The sequence below is a fragment of the Myxococcus sp. AM010 genome, assembly GCF_013372585.1.
In the GTDB taxonomy this organism is placed as follows: Bacteria; Myxococcota; Myxococcia; order Myxococcales; family Myxococcaceae; genus Myxococcus; species Myxococcus vastator.
On the sequence record NZ_JABXEO010000126.1, the window covers coordinates 1 to 17,168 of the forward strand.

General features: G+C 71.0%; 16 protein-coding genes. 6 read left to right on the forward strand and 10 right to left on the reverse strand.

What is annotated here, in order from left to right; genetic code table 11:
* Positions 1-149 precede the first annotated feature (149 nt).
* Both HV826_RS33945 and HV826_RS33950 read right to left on the reverse strand, forming a co-directional pair.
* Complete coding sequence (locus tag HV826_RS33945; RefSeq protein WP_176421178.1) at positions 150-881, reverse strand: head GIN domain-containing protein; 732 nt, start codon at positions 879-881, stop codon at positions 150-152.
* 90 nt (positions 882-971) lie between these two features.
* Positions 972-3,689, reverse strand: a complete 2,718-nt coding sequence (locus HV826_RS33950) for a serine/threonine-protein kinase (protein WP_176421179.1) — start codon at positions 3,687-3,689, stop codon at positions 972-974.
* A 318-nt stretch (positions 3,690-4,007) separates the two neighbouring features.
* Here HV826_RS33950 and HV826_RS33955 point away from each other — a divergent pair, with 318 nt between their 5' ends.
* The 3 genes from HV826_RS33955 (at position 4,008) to HV826_RS33965 (ending at position 6,987) form a co-directional block, all read left to right on the forward strand.
* Positions 4,008-5,903: a ribonuclease R family protein gene (locus HV826_RS33955; RefSeq protein ID WP_176421180.1), complete on the forward strand. Its 1,896-nt coding sequence runs from the start codon at positions 4,008-4,010 to the stop codon at positions 5,901-5,903.
* Positions 5,904-6,081: 178 nt separating this feature from the next.
* On the forward strand, positions 6,082-6,558 hold the full coding sequence (locus tag HV826_RS33960) for a hypothetical protein (RefSeq protein ID WP_255208482.1): 477 nt from the start codon (positions 6,082-6,084) through the stop codon (positions 6,556-6,558).
* Between the two features lie 9 nt (positions 6,559-6,567).
* Entirely contained in the window at positions 6,568-6,987 is a 420-nt protein-coding gene (locus HV826_RS33965; protein WP_176421181.1) for a hypothetical protein, read from the forward strand.
* A 9-nt stretch (positions 6,988-6,996) separates the two neighbouring features.
* Here the strand turns inward: HV826_RS33965 and HV826_RS33970 are convergent, their stop codons facing one another.
* Complete coding sequence (locus tag HV826_RS33970) at positions 6,997-7,725, reverse strand: hypothetical protein (RefSeq protein ID WP_255217548.1); 729 nt, start codon at positions 7,723-7,725, stop codon at positions 6,997-6,999.
* A gap of 109 nt (positions 7,726-7,834) precedes the next feature.
* Positions 7,835-8,329, reverse strand: a complete 495-nt coding sequence (locus HV826_RS33975; protein ID WP_176421183.1) for a YkgJ family cysteine cluster protein — start codon at positions 8,327-8,329, stop codon at positions 7,835-7,837.
* A 314-nt stretch (positions 8,330-8,643) separates the two neighbouring features.
* Between HV826_RS33975 and HV826_RS33980 the strand changes: the two genes are divergently transcribed.
* On the forward strand, positions 8,644-10,683 hold the full coding sequence (locus HV826_RS33980) for a PilZ domain-containing protein (RefSeq protein ID WP_176421184.1): 2,040 nt from the start codon (positions 8,644-8,646) through the stop codon (positions 10,681-10,683).
* A 16-nt stretch (positions 10,684-10,699) separates the two neighbouring features.
* Here the strand turns inward: HV826_RS33980 and HV826_RS33985 are convergent, their stop codons facing one another.
* Positions 10,700-11,659: an NYN domain-containing protein gene (locus tag HV826_RS33985; RefSeq protein WP_176421185.1), complete on the reverse strand. Its 960-nt coding sequence runs from the start codon at positions 11,657-11,659 to the stop codon at positions 10,700-10,702.
* A gap of 253 nt (positions 11,660-11,912) precedes the next feature.
* Here HV826_RS33985 and HV826_RS33990 point away from each other — a divergent pair, with 253 nt between their 5' ends.
* Positions 11,913-12,404 carry a hypothetical protein gene (locus HV826_RS33990; protein WP_176421186.1) on the forward strand — a complete coding sequence of 164 codons (492 nt, stop codon included), beginning with the start codon at positions 11,913-11,915 and terminating at the stop codon, positions 12,402-12,404.
* Positions 12,405-12,411: 7 nt separating this feature from the next.
* Here HV826_RS33990 and HV826_RS33995 read toward each other — a convergent pair whose 3' ends face one another.
* The 4 genes from HV826_RS33995 to HV826_RS34010 all read right to left on the reverse strand — a co-directional run bounded on the left by HV826_RS33995 (position 12,412) and on the right by HV826_RS34010 (position 15,980).
* A complete protein-coding gene (locus tag HV826_RS33995; RefSeq protein ID WP_176421187.1) occupies positions 12,412-13,182 on the reverse strand; it encodes an HAD family phosphatase in 771 nt (256 codons plus the stop codon).
* Positions 13,179-14,228 carry an ABC transporter substrate-binding protein gene (locus HV826_RS34000; protein WP_176421188.1) on the reverse strand — a complete coding sequence of 350 codons (1,050 nt, stop codon included), beginning with the start codon at positions 14,226-14,228 and terminating at the stop codon, positions 13,179-13,181. The genes HV826_RS33995 and HV826_RS34000 overlap by 4 nt, the downstream gene beginning before the upstream one ends.
* 81 nt (positions 14,229-14,309) lie before the next feature.
* Positions 14,310-15,071, reverse strand: coding sequence for an ABC transporter permease (locus tag HV826_RS34005; RefSeq protein WP_176421189.1), 762 nt, complete (start codon positions 15,069-15,071; stop codon positions 14,310-14,312).
* Positions 15,072-15,080: 9 nt separating this feature from the next.
* Positions 15,081-15,980, reverse strand: a complete 900-nt coding sequence (locus HV826_RS34010; protein ID WP_176421190.1) for an ABC transporter ATP-binding protein — start codon at positions 15,978-15,980, stop codon at positions 15,081-15,083.
* Positions 15,981-16,204: 224 nt separating this feature from the next.
* Here HV826_RS34010 and HV826_RS34015 point away from each other — a divergent pair, with 224 nt between their 5' ends.
* Positions 16,205-16,555 (forward strand): hypothetical protein, encoded by a 351-nt coding sequence (locus HV826_RS34015; protein ID WP_176421191.1) that lies wholly within the window; start codon positions 16,205-16,207, stop codon positions 16,553-16,555.
* 25 nt (positions 16,556-16,580) lie between these two features.
* Here the strand turns inward: HV826_RS34015 and HV826_RS34020 are convergent.
* Positions 16,581-17,168 (reverse strand): hypothetical protein (locus tag HV826_RS34020; RefSeq protein ID WP_255217549.1); only part of this gene is annotated, 588 nt, incomplete at its 5' end.

The following is a 17,168-nucleotide window of genomic DNA, read 5'->3' on the forward strand; positions in this document are numbered from 1 at the left end:
GGGCAGCTCCGCGAGGGGTGGGGACGCGCATTCCAGCCGCCCCGGCCCATGCGGAGCAAGCCGGCCCACCCGCGACCTCGGATGCTGTCCGGTTCACCCCACCCGTGTGTTGTCATTGACGCGGCACGCCTTCCACGGCGGCGGGCGCGTCAGTCCTTGTAGACGAGCCGGGAGCCGCCGCTGGTGCGCACGTCGCTCTGGCTCGGGCGGGACACGAGCTGGAGGACGCTGCCCCCGGAGGCCTCGCCGCTGACGCGGTCGGACGCATCCACCTCCACGCGCGAGCCGCCGCTCGCCTCCGCGTCCAGCGTCTTGACGCCCTTCACGTCCAGGGCCCGCACGACGGAGCCCCCGCTGGCCTCGACGTCGAAGTCCGTCGCCCGTCCCGCCAGCGTCACCTTCGAGCCACCGCTGGCCTCGGTCTCCACCTGGCGTGCATCCACGCCGCGGACGTTGACGATGGCGCCGCCGCTGGCCTCGACGTCGAACTCGTCCGTGCGCGTGGCGTCCGCGTCCACGTGGCTGCCGCCGCTGGCGTGGATGCCTTCCACGCGCGGGCTGGAGACGTACAGGCGGACGCTGCCGCCTCGGAACCCGTCGAAGAGCTTCCTGTCCACGCGGGTGCGCAGCGCCCCGTCATGCACATCCAGCTCGATTCGGGACACGAGCTCGGCCGGGCCCTCCAGGCGCACGGACTTGGGGCCCACCTTCACCTCGGCCCGGATGCCATGGCTCACCGACACCTCGTCGAAGTCGGGCACCTCCCGGACGTCGCCTCGCTGTCGTGTGGAAGTGGACGCACCGGCTTGAGCGTCCTGGGCATGGGCACAGGCACCGAAGAGGAGGAAGGACGCGACGATTGAGACGCGGGCGGGGGACATGGGCACGCTCCAATGGAAAAGGGGTCACGACACGGACCCCGACGTGCTCAAGGTACGCATGTCTCCGGCGTTGATTGCCTGCCCCGCGGTTCAGGGGTCCGAAAGCAGGCTCAACGGGCCGCGGACGGAGGTCGTCTCCCCGGGCTGGATGTCCACGGGAACCTGGTGCGCCTTGGCGGTGGCATCCACCAGCTTCAGGGTGTGCTGACCCGCGGGCAGCTTCACCTTGAAGAGCGGCGTCTTGCCCAGGTCCTGGCCGCCGAGGAACACCTGGGCCTTGGGCTCGGTGACCAGGGTGAGGAAGCCGGGCTCGCCCGCCGGTACGCTCTCCGAGGTGGGCGGCGTGGCCGGTGCCTTGCGGAGCCCCGTGGCGACCGCCTTGCTCCGCTGCGTCCCGTTGCGGACGCGCTTGAAGGTCCGGGGTCCCTTGAGCGGGGCGTCGTCCTCGGTGGCGGCGTCCGAGTCCGGGGCACGCTCATCCGGCACCGGCGCCTCATCCGTCAGGGCGGAGGGGTCCACCTCCGCGATGGCCAGGGCTGACGCACCCGTGTCCTTCGCCCCCTCGTTCACCGGTGGAGCCACGGGAGTCGCTGTCCCCGCCGCCAGGTCCTCGTCCGCGTTCACCGGGGGACGCGTCCCGGCGGTTTGCTGGGGCGGCGGTGGGGCACCCCGGCCGAGCAGGGGCCTCAGCCGGGAGGACACGACGCCACCGTCCAGCCCCAGCATCACCACCGCGACGCCCAGCGCCAGCATGCCCACCACCGCCGTGACGGCCATCCAGGCCCGGTTTCGCCGAGGCGGTGGCTGGGACGGTGGCTGTGGGGGCCGCGCGCGCCTGGGGCTTGTCGTGTCGCCCCGGCTCTGCACCGTGGATTCTTCGTCGTCCTCCTCCTCCACGGGCATGTCGTGGAAGCGGACGGGCTGGGTGGTGGGCTCGTTCGAAGCGCCACCCTGCCTGCGACGGGGAGGAGTGGAGCGGCGCGGCGAGGGCGTCACCGGAACCGTGTCCTCGCCACGCTCGGGGGGCAGCACCGGCATGCGAATCATCGCCGTCCGCAGGTCGCGCTCGGCGGGAGGCGGCGTGGGCACGGAGGCGCGCAGGCCGTCCTGGGTGCGGGAAGCGCGGGCGCGGGAGGCGTCCTCCGTCGCGGCCCGAGGCGCGGGCGCTTCGGGTGGGGCCACCGTGCGCAGGCCGTCTTGCGTCCGGGATGAGCGAGACCGTGCATCCGCGGCAGGGACCGTATCCGGCGTGCGAATCGGCCGGGCGCGGGAATCCTCGGGCGCTGTCGGAGCGGGTGGCTCCGGGGAGCGCACCCCGCGGACCTGGGTCTGTTCCCGCGCGGTGGCCTGGGCATCCGCCGCCGAGGCCCGCGAGCCCTGACGCGCGGAGGTCTCACCCGGCGCGGGTGCAGAAGCGCCCGACTCCCGGCCAGCGCCCGGCAACTGCGTGCGGACCGTGTGCTCCGGTGGGTGGACCGGCATCCCCGGCTGGGTGCGCACGTGCTGCCGCTCGGACGGAGGGGACGTCATGGCCTCGGCGGGAGGAGGAGGAGGCGGCGGGCGTGCGGCGGCCGGCGCGCGCGAGGCCAGCCGCTTGACCGGTGGCGCCTGGAGCACGGCCTTGCGAACGGTGCCGGCATCCGGGGACGCGGTGGGAGCGCCCGGGGTGGGACGCCGGGGCGCGGTGGACGGCGCGGCGCCGCGAGGCGCTCCCGAAGCCCGAGGTGACGGCGGCAAGGTGACGCCGCCGGTGGGCAGCTCGGAGGGCTCGGCCCCCATGGCCATGACCTTGGCCAGGTTCACCACGCCGGTGGTGTCCCCCGTGTCGTCCTGCCCGCTCATCAGGAGCTGCCGCGTCTGGTCGCGCCGGTCGGAGAAGAGGCGCAGCATCAGCTCGCTGCTCTGCTCGGGGTGCCAGATGAGCGGACCCACGGCGCGCTCGATGGCGCGGGCGAACTCCAGCGTGGAGGCGTACCGGTCCTCGCGGCGCCTGGACAGCGCGCGCATGACGATGGTGTCCAGCTCTGGCGGCACGTGCTTGTTGGTGCGCGAGGGCGGCGTCACCTCGCAGCGCAGCACCGCGTTCATCATCGCCTCGGCCTGCTTGGCGTAGAACAGCCGCATGCCGGTGAGGCACTCGTGCAGCACCACGCCCAGGCTGAACAAGTCACTGCGCGCGTCCAGCGGCTCGCCCAGAATCTGCTCGGGCGACATGTAGCCGCTGGTGCCCTTCACCATGCCCACCGCGGTGCGGCTGGCGCGGGCCAGGCTCTTGGCGATGCCGAAGTCGAGCAGCTTGGTGACGCCCTCGTACGTCACCATGATGTTCTTCTCCGCCACGTCCCGGTGGATGACGGGGGAGGGGCGGCCCAGCGGATCCGTGAAGGTGTGCGCGTAGTGGAGCGCCACGGCGGTGTCGCGCACCGCCATCAGGCTGTAGCCCATGGGGATGGGGGTATTGGCCTGCCGGCACGCGCGCGCCACCTCCACCAGCGTGGCGCCCGGGACGAACTCCATGGAGAGGAAGAGCTCTCCGTCCGCGATGTCCAGGTCGTACACCTGGGCGATGTGCGGGTGGTTGAACGCGGCCGTCACCTTGGCCTCGTCCAGGAACATCCGGACGAACTCCTCCTCGCCGCGGATGTCGGGGAGAATCTGCTTCAGCACCACCAGCTTGTGGAAACCCGCCAGGCCACGCTGGGACGCGAGGAAAATCTCCGCCATCCCGCCCGTCGACAGGCGGCAGAGCACCTCGTACTTGCCCAGCGAGCGCGCTTCCGGCGCGAGCGGCAGCGTGTTCCCACTCATCGAATGGCGTCGAATGTACACCGTGAGCCGGAGGGACGCGAAAGCCCCGTCCCTCACGGGTTTGTTACTGGACCCGGTGACTTCCCGGGTAGGGCGGAATTGAAGCCGGATTCAGGTGGGGAATCGTGGGCGGGCCTGGCCGGGGTGTCAGGGGCGCGGGGCCGGCTGCGTCCACGTCCGGCAACTCGCCAATCCCTGGCGATGGCGCTCCCGGTGAGACGCAGGCCCTCCATGGGCCGTGTCCCGGGGGCCGACACTTTCCCGCGCGAGCCCTGCTTTCCCACGATGGGAGTGGGCTAAACACGCGCCCAAGGTTCCATGGATACTTCCGTTTCGCCCCGCACCGTCACCGGCCGTCTCGACGTCCACCCCCGAGGCTTCGGCTTCCTCACCGTCCAGACGCCCGGCTCGCCGGAGGTGCTGTCCGCCTTCGTCCCGCCGCCCGACCTCAACCCGTACTTCGCCGGGGACGTCGTCACGGCCACGGTGACGGCGGGCGCGGATGGGCGCTGGTCGGCCAGCCAGCTGTCGTTGGTGGAGCGGCCCCGCACGCAGGTCTACGGCGAGGTGGTGCTGCGCAAGGGCGCGCCCCTGCTCCGGGTGGACCGCGAGGTGGCCAACGCGGATTGGGTGCTCGACCCCGCGGGGGCGCAGGTGCAGGCCGGTGACGCGGTGGTGGCGCGCATCGACGAGGGCAAGGTGGTGCTGTGCTACCGGGTGGAAGCGGGGGAGGACCGCTCCCTGGAGCGCGTCATCGCCCGGCACGGGCTGCGCAAGGACTTCTCCGAGGAGGCCATGGAGGAAGCGCGGGGCGCGCGCGCGGTGCCGCACGCGGTGGGCGCGCGGCGGGACCTGCGGGACGTGCCCACGGTGACGGTGGATGCGCCGTCCACGCGGGACATCGACGACGCGATTTCGGTGTTGCCGGCGGGGCCGGACGGGGCGCTGCGGCTCCTGGTGTCCATCGCGGACGTGGCTGAGTACGTGAAGCAGGGCACGGCGCTGGACGCCGAGGCGCGCGAGCGGGCCACCAGCGTGTACCTGGCGGGGCGCGTGCTGCCGATGTTGCCGGAGGCGCTGTCCTCGCACTGGCTGAGCCTGGTGCAGGGCGAGGAGCGGCTGTGCCTCACGGTGGAGCTGCGCATCGACCCGCAGGGCCGGGTGACGGCGGCGGACGTGTACGAGAGCGTCATCCGCTCGTGGGCGCGGCTGAACTACGAGGAGGTGGCCGCCTTCCTGGACCGGGGTGAGGTGTCGGCGCCCATGGCGCCGGTGCGGGAGGTGATGCCGTGGTTCCGGCTGGCGGCGGCGCGGCTGGCGGTGGCGCGGGCGGCGCGCGGCGGCATGGAGTTCGCGCGGGACGAGGCGCGCTTCACCTTCGACCAGGCGACGGGCGAGCTGTCCGGGCTGGTGAGTGAGCAGCCGACGTCCGCGCACGCGATGATTGAGCGCTTCATGGTGGCGGCGAACGAGGCCATCGCCGGGTGGATGCTGGCGCGCGGCCTGCCGGGGGTGTACCGCGTGCACGAGCAGCCGGACCCGCTGCGGGTGGCGGACCTGAATGCCTTCGCGGAGACGTCCGGCTTCGCGGCGGGCTTCGGGCGGGAGCTGACGCCGCTCGCGCTGGCGGCGTTCGACCGGCAGATTGTGGGCGCGGCGGCGGAGCCGGCGTTGCGTTCGGTGCTGCGGCGCTCCCTGGGCCCGTCGCGCTACACGGTGAAGCCGGGGCCGCACTTCGGCCTGGCGGCGCCGCTGTACCTGCACTTCACGTCACCGATTCGAAGGTATGCGGACCTGGCGGTGCACCGGACGTTGAAGGGGTACCTGCAGGGGCGCCGGGACTTCGTGGACGAGGACCCGGGGATGGAGGCGCTCGCGGTGCACATCAACGCGAAGGCGCGCGCGTCGACGCGGGCGGAGAACGACCGGCACCGTGAGTTGGAGGCGCGGTGGATGGCGGGGTACGTGGGGAAGCAGTTCCCAGCGCGTGTGACGCGGGTGCGGCCCTTCGGCCTGGTGGCGCAGCTGGACGGCATGTTGGTGGAAGGCGTGGTGCCCACGGACGCACTGTCCGGCGGCCCCTTCCGGCCGGACTCGCGCGAGCTGTCCCTGGTGGGCAAGGAGCGGACCTTCACCGTGGGCATGCCGGTGACGGTGAAGGTGACGTCCACCGACGAGCAGCTCGGACGCATCGAGCTGGCGCTGGCCAGGTAGCCGGCGCGGGTGTGGGAGGGACGCCAGGATGAGCCTTCGTTGGGCCCAGGTTGCCCTGTTGCTGACGGCCTGCAGCGGGGCGGGCTATCGGTACGCTGGAAAGGACGTCTACTTCGGGCCTGATGGTGGTCAGGTATGAGTTCGAGGCCCATGGCCCGCCATCCAACCCTCCAGGAACGTGGATGACGTCATCGACCAGCTCTGTCCCATCATCATGGAGATGGATGGAGCGCGAGAGAAGGAATACGGCCAGGAGTACTGCGGCGTCCTCTACTCGCTCGGGGACGGCGTCTTCTACGCGAGCTATCCCTCTCCCATCGGTGAGATGCAGCGAATCGGTCCCAACAAGCGCAAGTCGTGTACGTCACCACGCTATGTACGGGATGAGCGTGGCCGTGCAGTCGGCATCGCGGACTACCACAGCCATCCCTGGGCACCGTCGCCACTGACACCGGAAGACAGGTGGGAGAAGAACCAGCGATGGCTCATCCGAATCCAGTTCGACACGGACTGTCATGTGATGAAGCTGGTTCCCCATGCGAATGAGCCTCAGCCCGGTGAGGTCTATCTTCGTAAGGGAAGGACCTGGGAACTCATTGGCATCATCAAGCCGGAGCACAAGCCACTCGGCATCGTCACGGATGTGGGCGACTAGGAGCGGGTCATGAAGTGTCGAGCCCTGTTGCTGACGGTGGTGATGATCCCCGGTTGTGCTCTCTTCCAGCGGCCCTTTCGCCCGGAGCATGCCTCCAAGGAAGAGGCGGCGAAGCTGCCTTACCCATTGTGGCTCCCATCGGAAGGCCGCGTGCAGGTGCCGGCGAACCTGGCCGCTGCCATCGAACTCGCGATGGACGACATGCTTCCTCGGGATGTGAAGCCGCCTCGGGGCGCTACGCCCGATGACGTGTGTCTCCATCGCCGCGACTCCTACGATGTCGAGGTGGCTCCACTGAACGATGAAGTCGTGCTCGTCAGATTCCTGGTGAAGGAAGGCGCATGTCGCAGCGAAGGCGCCACCGCGACCGAAGCAGCCACCTACGCCGTGGACGTGCGGGGCTGGCGCATTCTCGCCGTCCAGCGATAGCGCCTGCCCTCAACCCGCGAGCGGCAGGCCGTCCGTCTTCTCCGTCAAATCCTTCGCGGTGGCCCAACCGAGCAGCCCCGTGGAGGACTTCACCAGGTAGAGGTAGCCCCCACCCTTGCGGCCCGAGCGCGCGGCGGCGAGGACCTGAATCCTCGAGCCCTGGGCCAGCATGGCCACGGCGTTCTTGTCCGTGCGGCTGCGCGCCAGCGGGAACGACTGCTTCACCGTGGCCTCGACGCCCACGGCGTACAAATCTTGCGGCACCTCGGACACCTTGCCCGTCTTCGCGTCCAACACGTACTTGTCGCGCCGGTTCCAGAAGCCCTGCCATGAGTCGGACAGGATGATGCCGTTGCCCTTGGCCTCCGTGAGCGCGGGCACGGTGCCCAGCAGCTTCAACGCCTTGCCGTCGAAGCCGTAGAGGTACGAGCGCTGGTCGTAGTCCGTCTGCCCGGTGCGCACCATGAGCTCCTTGCGCTTGTCCCGGCTGTCCAGGTCCACGATGAACACGCCCGCGGGTTCATTGTCGTCACCGGGGCCTCGGATTGTGGCGCTGCCCGCCTTGAGGACGAACTCGTTCTTCGGCGCGTCGAACTGGAGGGACACCGCTTCGGGCGTGCCGTCTCCATTCAAATCCACCGACGCGGACTTCACGGGGGCCGTGTCATCCGCGATGGCCAGCGGCGCCGTCAGCAGGGAGCACGTCATCACCGCCAGCACGGACGCGTTCGTCTTCATTGAAGTCCTCGGTGTCACGCGGCGCCGTGGAAGCACGGCCCGGCTTCTCGCGCCCGCATCGTAGCCACACCGGTGCGCGAGGCGGCTGGGATTCACCGCGTCGCCGCGCTCAACCCCGCCGCCCGAAGCGCCCCCGGAAGTGCGTGTCCAGATAGGCCTCCGCATGCTCATAGGTGGCCAGGTCCGTCGCGGACAGCGGGCCTCCGTGCTCGGGCAGGTTCGCGCGCCGGGCCCGCTGCAGCACCGAGCGCGGCGCCTCCTCCGAAGCAGGCGCCAGCGTGCGCGCCACGGCGGCCACTCGCGCATGGGCCTCGTCCACCACCGCGAGCGCTTCGTCCAACGAGACTTCCTGCTCCGCCAGCGCGGAGAACAACTGACAGTGATACCGCCTGCAGCTCGCCGGCCGGTCCGCGTAGACGGTGCACGTGCGCCCGTCCAGGGCCGAGCAGCGCTGCATCAAGGCGGGACTTCCATCCGTGCGTGAGCCCACCGGCAGCCCCCGCCGCTGGAGCGCCAGGGCTTCCTCCGGCTGGAGCGACACGTGCGTGAAGAGCGTCCCGTCACAGCACATGCCGCAACGAAGGCAGAGGGTGTTGAGCGGCATGGTCCTCCCCCTAACCCGCTGACGATGCCGGTTCCATCTCAGCGAGCGAGCGTGCGAGCCCTCGCTCCTCCGGTATCCATGCCACATCGTCTCACCCGCAAAGCCTGGGTGTGTGTGGACCCGATGGGATGCGAGCGTACATCCTGCTCAGAGTGAAACGGCGCTCCGCGCGACACTTGAAAAATCAGACATCCAGACCTGTCCTGGAGAGCAGCTTACGCATGGCTCGTTCGTGCTCACGCTTCGGATGAGAATTCTCAAGTCTCACACCTGTGAAGCCGTACACTCGGTCTCCTTCAGACAACGGAGCTGTCATGCAGGCGGACACGCTGGAAGGGTTGAGCGGCCGGGCGTCGATGCTCGGTTACCGGATGGGGACGGAGCTGACGGCGGTGGCGTCGTTCGGAAACCTCCAGGCGCCGTGCCGGCTGGTGCAGCTGTCGTTGGAGCACCTGACGCTGAACCTGGGCACGCAGGCGGCGCCGAAGCCGGGCGACACCGCCTCCGTGGTGCTGGGCCATGGCGAGCGCTGGGCCACCGCGCTGGACGTGGAGGTCATGGACGTGCGCGGCGCGCCGGAGGTGAGCCTGCGCTTCCTGGCGCCGCCCTTGGACGCGGGCCGCCGCATCGTCTCCGTGCTGGAGGCCCTGCGTGACAACGGCCTGCTGCTCCCGCCGGAGACGCGGCCGGTGTGGAAGGAGCGCATCGAGCACCCCGACCGCGTGCGGCGCATCTGCGACGCGCTGGTGGGCCGGCGGGCGCGCGGCATGGCGCGCGCCGCGGATGGGCGCAAGGTGCCGGTGACGGCCGCGTACTTCGACTCGCATGAAGGCCGCATGGGCTGGCGCTTCGAGGGTGAGCTGCCCGTGGGGCCCTTCACCCTGGAGGCCTTCGGCTACAGCAGCGTGGTGCACCTGGAGGTGAGCGAGGCGCGCGAGGAAGCCGGCCTGGTGCTGATGCCGATGCCCCGCGAGATTGTTCGCTACCGCCACCGCTGGCTGCGGCGCGCGCCGCCGAGCCGTGCCTGCACGCTGTCCTTCGACCATCCCCTGTGGCCGCAGGTGCACGTGCGGCGTCAGGTGCTGGACCTGTCCTATGAGGGCCTCGCCTTCCTGACGGAGCCCGGCGAGGACCTGCTGTACCCGGGCCTGCGTCAGCCGGTGCTGGAGGTCGTGACGGAAGGCATGGCGCCGGTGCGGCTGCGCGCCGAGGTGCGCAACATCTCCAGCACCGCCGCGGGCCGCCGGTGTGGCATGTCCGTGCGTCCCCTGGACGCGGCGGGCGCGCAGGCCTGGCGCGCGCTGGTGGAGGCGCAGATGCACCCGGCCACCCAGGTGGAGGGTGACTGGGGTGATGCCACCTGGAAGCTCTTCGACGGCTCGGGCTACTTCCGGCTGCCGGGCAAGTCGCCGGAGGACTTCGAGGACGCGCACCCCCGCTTCGACGCCACGCTGGCGCGGCTGGAGGGCCGGACGCGGCTGGGCTACCGGGTGGTGCACCCGGAGGGCCAGTCCGTGGGCGCCACGCTGTCGGTGGTGAAGCCGTATGAAGGCAGCTGGATGGCGCACCAGCTGGCGCGTCAGCCGGTGAAGGGCAGCCGCACGTCGGCGCGCGAGGCGCTGCGCGACATCTACCTGCGCGGCTACGAGCCCACGCAGGTGGACCCGGAGGTGAAGTGGTTCTTCGCCTTCTGCGAGGCGCGCGTGCGCTGGGTGCGCTTCACCAAGTTCGACTTCGCCACCTGGTATGAGCACACGGGCCAGACGTGCCTGGTGCCCTTCCAGTTGATGGAGGCGGAGGTGGACGGGGCCTGGGAAATCCCCGCGGGCATCGAGGTGGGCACGCCCACCGAGGCCGAGCGCGCCGCCTTCTTCGAGCAGGTGGAGCGCACGCGCCCGCTGGCCTACCGGGAGGCGCTGGACCTGGTGCCGGAGCGCTTCGACCTCAAGCGCGCCAAGGAGCGCTGGGGCGAGGCGGGCCTGGGCCGCGAGCGCGAGCTGGTGGTGGCGCGGCACGAGGGCCGCCCCGTCGTCCTGGCGGTGCTGGAGACGGCGCAGCCGGGCCTCAACCTCTTCAACGTGCTGGACGGCGTGCGGCTGGTGCCGCTGGTGGACGACGCGACGAAGGAGGCCCAGGACGCCATGGTGGCGCTGCTGGCCCACGCGGCGGACTGGTACCGCGCGCGCGAGCGCAAGGTGTTCATCCACTACGTGGAAGCGGCCTGCGTGGAGTACGTGGAGCGCGCGTCGCTCGCGGACCTGGGCGAAGGCAAGCTGTGGGTCATCTCCGCCAGCCTGCTGCCCGAGTTCCTCGAGCACCTCTTCGAGGCCACCACGCCCCCAGCGGGGGCGTAGTCGCGGGGACGGGGGCTCAGCCCTCGTCTTCGTCCGGGTCCGGGTAGGACTCCAGCTCGTCGTCTTCCTCGGCGGCGTGCGCGGGGCCGCGCTTCTTGCTCTTGGCGTCGCCACTGCCGACGTCGAAGTCCGCCGCCACCACGTACCACTGGCGGCCCTGCTGGATGCGGCGCAGCAGCCCCTGCTGCTCCAGCGCGGCCAGCAGCCGGGCGAAGGTGGAGAAGCCGTGCTCGCGCTCGTCGAAGTCGGGCTCCTTGCGGACGATGGCTTCCTTGATGAGGGACGGGTTCACCGGCCCGGTGGCGCGCGCCAGCATGCTCTGCACCACCTCGCGGGCGATGTCCGGCACCTCCGTCTTCGACTGGGACTTGCCGCCGCCCTGCGACGTCTTCTCCTTGTCGCCCCGGCCCTTCTCGTCGCGCCCGTGACGGCCGCGCTTGCTGTGGCCCGCCTCCTCGGCGGACACGCTCTGCCGGCCCTTCTCCTTGTCCCCCTTGTCGGAGCGTGACTGGCGCGGGCGCAGGTAGATGAACTCGTCGCAGGCCTTCACGAAGAGCGGCGACGTGGACTCCTTCACCGCGAGCCCGATGACGGTGCGCCCGTTCTCACGCAGCTTGTAGGCCAGCGGGCAGAAGTCGCTGTCTCCGGAGCCGATGACGAAGGTGTCGATGCTCTCGCGCGCGTAGCACAGCTCCAGCGCGTCGATGACCAGGCGCATGTCCGCGCCGTTCTTCCCGGCGCGCGTGGAGGGCGGCACGTCGAGGAGCTCCACGCCGAACTCGTGCAGGCGGATCTTCGCCTCGGCGAAGCGGGACCAGTCGCAGTAGGCACGTCGGTAGACGACCTTGCCCTTCTCCAGCAGCCGGTCGAGCGAGGGCTGCAGGTCGAAGCTCGCGGAGCTGATGCCCGTGTTGGTGACGAGGTTCTCGAAATCGATGAAGAGGGCGATGCGATGCTCTTCGTTGCGACCGTTCACGTGCGGCCTCTGCGTGTTGCCGCCACGCGGGCGGCGGGAAAAGGGTCCTGGCAGGACGGCGCACCCTAGCCCTTTCTCGCGCGCTTGGGGCGCCCACCTGTCTGGAGTCAACATTCCGCGCCGTGGGCCCGGCGCGCCGCACGGCGCACGGCCCTGGGTGCGATGGAACAGTCCGCCCTCAGGGCTGCGGCCTCAAGTCAGGTCCTAGCTTGTCGGCAACGGGGGGCTCACGGCCCCTCGAGGAGGAGGACCCATGAAACGAATGCACGCAGGGAGCTGGAGGGTCGCCGCCGTGGTGGCGCTGATGGCACCAGTGGCCGCCCTGGCCCATGACCCCGTCGACCCCGCGGGTGAGAGCCTCGGCTCCGACAGCGCGGCGATCCAGAATGGCCTCGACCGGAACTTCACCAACTTCGGCGCGACGATGTCCATTGACCGCTCCAGCAGCGGCAGCCAGCGCATCCTGGACGTGGGCCCTCAGGCCAACGGCGTGGGCGTTCCCATCCGCGAGGTGACGCCGGACCAGGACGAGATGAAGCGCTTGTCTGGCAAGGTGCTGAAGCTCAACGGGCAGATGCTCTACCTGGAGACGGAGCCCGGCGCCGTGGTGCCCCTGGACCTGAGCGCGCTGCGCATCCGCAAGCAGCCGGAGAAGGGCCAGCGCGTGGTGGCCGTCTACCAGGTGGAGAACACCACGGAGAACGTGGCGCTGGCGCTCGCTGGCGAGGTGCGGCCGAAGGACTGACGCTGCTTCAGTCCTCCGGGTGGAGCTGGACGAGCGAGGGCAGCTCGGCTGCCCTCGCCCGCAGGCGCGGCTTGGGCCGGATGGCCACCGGCACGCGCGAGGCCGCCAGCAGCTCCAGGTCGAACACGTTGTCTCCGAAGGCCGCATAGAGCGGCTGGGACGTGCGCGAGCGCAGGCAGAGCACCTTGCCGGCCGCGTAGGGAATGGGCTCGACGATGCCGGCCAGCACCGTCCCGTCCTCCGTGCGCGGCGTGCAGGCCAGCACCTTCAAGGGGTCCAGCCCCACTTCATGCACGGCGGCCTCCACCACGGCGAGCGGCGAGGCGCTGACCACGTAGCAGGGGATGCCCTGGCCGCGGGCCCACTCGACGACGCGGCGGCTCTCCGGGTGGATGCGCTGCTTCACCTCGCGCCGGGTCACCACGTCCTTCGCGAAGGCGCGCACCGCGTCCACGCGCCAGCCGGCGAAGAGCCACGCCACCATCTCGTAGATGTCCTTCTCCGGAATCCGCCCCGCCTCGAAGGCGGCGAAGAGCTGGTGTGCCAGCTCGCGCGCTGGCAGGCCCTCCTCGAAGCCATGCGCGACGGCCAGCCGCCCCAGCGCGGCATGCGCTTCCGGGCGGATGCCGCCGTGCTCCAGCAGGGCCAGGAACAGGTCGTCTCCCACGTCCCCGCTCCACAGCGTGCCATCGCCGTCGAAGGCCAGCACCCCACCGGGGGCGCGCTCGGCCTCCAGTTGGATGCGCTCCAGCGTCTCCTCCACACGCTCCATCTTCATGGGCGCGCATCCTCCCCCGGCCTTAGGCCCGCGTCACCCCGGCCGTGCTCCGCCCGCGCCTCGTCCAGCAGGCTCAGGTCCACCAGCCCGTCGATGTTGGCGTCGGTGATGAAGCCCAGCGCCTTCGCGTGCTCGGCCGCGGTGGCGAGCGCCCGCGGCACCGGGTCCAGGCTGGGCTCCAGCCGGGAGAAGGCCTGCTGGAGGATGCCGGCGGGCAAGGGCTTGCTCGTGAGGCGACCATAGGCGGCGTTGGCCGCGGTGGCGAAGCCGGCGGGGTCCTCCCGCCAGCGCTCGGTGAGTCGCAGGTGCGCGCGCAGCAGGGCGACCACGCGCGGGCGCTGCGTCTCCAGCACCTGGCGCGTCGTCACCAGCACCGTGGTGGGGAAGCGCCCGTCGGGCCACAGGTCCTCCTCGTTCACGAGGATGCGGCCCTTGCCCTCGGCCACCAGGCGCGCGCCCCAGGGCTCCGGCACCCAGGCGCCCTCGATGCCGCCGCGCAGGAACTGGCCCAGGATGTCCGGGTTGCTCAGCGGGAAGATTCGCACGTCCCCGGTGCCGTCCAGGCGCGTCGTCAGCCCTTGCTGCTTCAGCCAGTAGCGCAGGGCGATGTCCTGCGAGTTGCCCAACTGCGGTGACGCCAGCTTCTTGCCCTTGAGCTCCGCGGGCGTCTTCACCGTGCGCACCACCAGCACCGCGCCGTCGTTCACCGCGCCGGCGATGACGCGCAGCTCGCGCCCGGCCTTGAGGAACGTGTTGATGGCGGGGCCGCTGCCCACGTAGGACACGTCCAGCGAGCCGGCCACCAGCGCCTCCATGGCGGCGGGGCCCGCGTTGAACTGCATCACCTCCAGGCGGCCCACACCCGGCTGCGAGGCGAACGCGCCCTCCGCGTTGCCCACCAGCGCCTGGGCGTGGGTGATGTTGGGGAAGAAGCCCAGGCGCAGCGGCGCGTCCGGGCCGTGCGCGGCGGACTCGCGCTTGCAGCCCGCGCCGAGCACCACCAGTCCAGCGACGACCACGGGCAACAGGGTGCGGAAGACTCGCATGGCCGCTGAAGGTGTGACGCGGCGGCGGGATTTCAACGCCCGTCGGGGCCCAAGCGTCGGGCGCCACACGGCCGTGATGCCTCAAGTCGTCGCCGTCAGGCCCCACCGTCGCCGCAGCCGCACCTCCACCGTCTGGAAGAGGACACGGTCCACCGCGGTGCCGATGATGACGATGGCCACCATGACGGCCATGACCTGGGGCACGTCCATCAGCTCGCGGCCCACCGTGAGCAACTGCCCCAGGCCGCCGGAGACGAAGAGCAGCTCACCGGCCAGCAGCGCGCGCCAGGCGAAGCTCCACCCCAGCTTCAGGCCGGTGACGATGCCGGGCAGGGCCGCGGGCAGCAGCACGCCGAACTGGAAGCGCAGGCCCCGCACGCCCAGGGTGCTGGCCACGCGGGTGAGCTGTGGGTCCACGCCGTTGACGCTGTCCTCGGTGGCGATGGCGATGCCCAGCACGCTGCCCATGACGACGACGAAGAGGATGGCGCCGTCCGCCAGCCCGAACCACAGCAGCGCCAGCGGCAGCCAGCAGATGGACGGCAGGGCCTGGAGCCCCATCACCACCGGCTTCACGGCGTTGCGGAAGAAGGGGACGCGGGCAATCAACATGCCCAGGGGGACGCCCAGGGCCACCGACATCAGGTAGGCGCGCAAGAGCCGCCCCAGGGAGCGCCCCGCCGCGCCCACCAGGCGCCCGTCGGCGACCATGGCCACCAGGCTCTGCGCCACCGTCAGGGGCCGGGGCAGCAGGTGGGGAGACCAGACACCCATCCGGGCCACCAGCTCCCAGAGGCCCACCAGCAACGCGACCACCAGCAGCTTCTGGGCATGGTGTTTCATGACGCACCTCTAAGAGCCGGGAAGCACCTGGGGACGGAGCAAGGGCTGGGCGGGGGCCCGGGTGGGCGCGGGCTGGAGCGAGCGCGTGTGGGCGCGGCCCTCCACCTCGCGCAGCAGGCCGCCGACGTGTCGCACCATTTCATTGAGCGCCGCGTCCTCCGGCCGGCGCGGCATGGGCAGGTGGACCTCCAGGTCCTTCACCACCCGTCCCGGGCGAGGCGCCATCAACACCACGCGGGTGCCCAGCATCAGCGCCTCATGGACGTCGTGGGTGACGAACACCACCGTCTTGCCGGTGCGCACCCAGATGGACTGGAGGAGCTCCTGCATGTGGATGCGCGTCTGCGCGTCCAGCGAACCGAAGGGCTCGTCCATGAGCAGCACGGCCGGGTCCACGGCCAGCGCGCGGGCGAGCGAGGCCCGCATCTTCATGCCGCCGGAGAGCTGGTGGGGCAGCGCGTCCTCGAAGCCGCCCAGCTGCACCCGCTGGATATAGGTGTCCGCCCGCTCGCGGCGCTCGGCGCGGGGCATGCCCCGGGCGGCCAGCGCGAAGGTGATGTTGCCGCGCACGGTGAGCCACGGGAACAGGGCGGCCTCCTGGAACATCAACAGCCGGTCCGGCCCCGGCCCGTGGATGGGCTGCCGGTCGATGGACACCGAGCCCCCCGTGGGCGCCACATGCCCCGCCAGCGCGTAGAGCAGCGTGGACTTGCCGCAGCCGGACGGGCCCAGCAGGCACACGAATTCGCCCGAGCGGACGTTGAGGTCCACGTTCTGCAAGGCGACCACCTTGTTGGCGTACTCGTGGTCCAACCGGGCGACGCTGATTTTGGCGCGCTCCGCACCGACATGCGCCGGCTGGAGCAGGCGCAGGGAACTTCTCCATCGGCCGAGGAGGGCGCGCAGCATCGGCCACAACGTAGGCACGTAGGTGCAAGTGGGAAGGGGGAGCAGGCAGAGGGCCCGTTGAGGGCTTCGTGGCCTGCTCGCCTGCTTCGAGCGCGGAGAGGGGCTCGTCACGCGCTTTCTGGCCTCCAGGACGCGCCGGGAAGGCTCCGTCCCGCCCGGTAGAAGCTAGTGACGCGGCGAGCGCGAGTTTACATCGCCTGCCTGGCCGTCTTAGACGTCAGGGCATGGTGGAAGAGGGACTCATCGGACTGATGCGAGGCGTCCTGGCGACCTACTCGGACAGGAGCCGCTTCGGCGCCGCCGGGCTGATGCTCCTGCTGGGGCTGGGCGCGCTGCTGGGGGCGGGCAGTTTATTGCTCCACGCCGAGCCCCTCATCGGCGACGAGGGGCTGGCCTGGGCCGTGGGCTTGCTGGCCCCCTTCGTCCTGGGCGCAGTCGTGGCCGGCTTCCAGAAGGTGAAGCTGTGGGACTGGCAGCTCCGGTTCGACCTGGAGCGCTTCGGCGCGGCCTTCTGCGTCACGACGGGCTTCGTGCTGGCCCGCTTCATCGGCGTCCTGCTGCGCGCTGGGGGCTGAGGCGAAGGCCCTTCGTCCCGGGGGCTCAGGCGGAGGCTTGCTCGGCGCGCAGGTGCGTCCGCGTTCGCGAGCCCAGCCAGGCGGCGAAGACGAGCAGCAGCACCCCCACGCTGGTGAAGGCGCCGCCCACGCGCAGCGAGGCGTCGCGGTCATCCCAGACGAACTCCAGCGGGGCGTCCCCCGGGTTCGCGAAGGCCTGCTCCAGCCGCGCCTCCACGCGCGTGGCCACCGCTTCCTCGGTGACCCACTGGAAGAAGAGCGGGTACTCGCCGTGCGCCGTCACCAGCGTGGGCCGGAAGATGGGCACGCGGTTGCGGCGGGCGGCGCGGGTCCGGTCCACCTTGACGCCTTGCACGTCCTTCATCGCGAAGCTGGCCACTTCGTCGCGGGTGAGCCAGCTTGAGTGGAACAGCAGGCACACGCCGCCGGGCTGGCACCGCAGCTCCACGCGGGCCTTGGCGTTGAGCAGGTAGGGGCCCAGCACGAGGAAGGGCAGGGCGAGCAGCACGCACGCCGCCGCGGCGATGGCCGTGGTGCGGCTCTTGCGCGGCGCTTCATCGGAGTAGGAGGGCTGGGGTTCGCTCACACCGCTCCTCATAGACCTGGGCGGGCC

Excerpts from the sequence above, each read along its gene's own strand:
- HV826_RS34005 (WP_176421189.1), bottom strand. The coding sequence starts at position 15,071 with ATGAAACACCATGCCCAGAAGCTGCTGGTGGTCGCGTTGCTGGTGGGC.
- HV826_RS33990 (WP_176421186.1), top strand. The coding sequence starts at position 11,913 with ATGAAACGAATGCACGCAGGGAGCTGGAGGGTCGCCGCCGTGGTGGCG.
- HV826_RS34000 (WP_176421188.1), bottom strand. The coding sequence starts at position 14,228 with ATGCGAGTCTTCCGCACCCTGTTGCCCGTGGTCGTCGCTGGACTGGTG.
- HV826_RS33950 (WP_176421179.1), bottom strand. The coding sequence starts at position 3,689 with ATGAGTGGGAACACGCTGCCGCTCGCGCCGGAAGCGCGCTCGCTGGGC.
- HV826_RS34015 (WP_176421191.1), top strand. The coding sequence starts at position 16,205 with ATGGTGGAAGAGGGACTCATCGGACTGATGCGAGGCGTCCTGGCGACC.
- HV826_RS33980 (WP_176421184.1), top strand. The coding sequence starts at position 8,644 with ATGCAGGCGGACACGCTGGAAGGGTTGAGCGGCCGGGCGTCGATGCTC.
- HV826_RS33995 (WP_176421187.1), bottom strand. The coding sequence starts at position 13,182 with ATGAAGATGGAGCGTGTGGAGGAGACGCTGGAGCGCATCCAACTGGAG.
- HV826_RS33955 (WP_176421180.1), top strand. The coding sequence starts at position 4,008 with ATGGATACTTCCGTTTCGCCCCGCACCGTCACCGGCCGTCTCGACGTC.
- HV826_RS33970 (WP_255217548.1), bottom strand. The coding sequence starts at position 7,725 with ATGAAGACGAACGCGTCCGTGCTGGCGGTGATGACGTGCTCCCTGCTG.
- HV826_RS33965 (WP_176421181.1), top strand. The coding sequence starts at position 6,568 with ATGAAGTGTCGAGCCCTGTTGCTGACGGTGGTGATGATCCCCGGTTGT.
- HV826_RS33945 (WP_176421178.1), bottom strand. The coding sequence starts at position 881 with ATGTCCCCCGCCCGCGTCTCAATCGTCGCGTCCTTCCTCCTCTTCGGT.
- HV826_RS33975 (WP_176421183.1), bottom strand. The coding sequence starts at position 8,329 with ATGCCGCTCAACACCCTCTGCCTTCGTTGCGGCATGTGCTGTGACGGG.
- HV826_RS34010 (WP_176421190.1), bottom strand. The coding sequence starts at position 15,980 with ATGCTGCGCGCCCTCCTCGGCCGATGGAGAAGTTCCCTGCGCCTGCTC.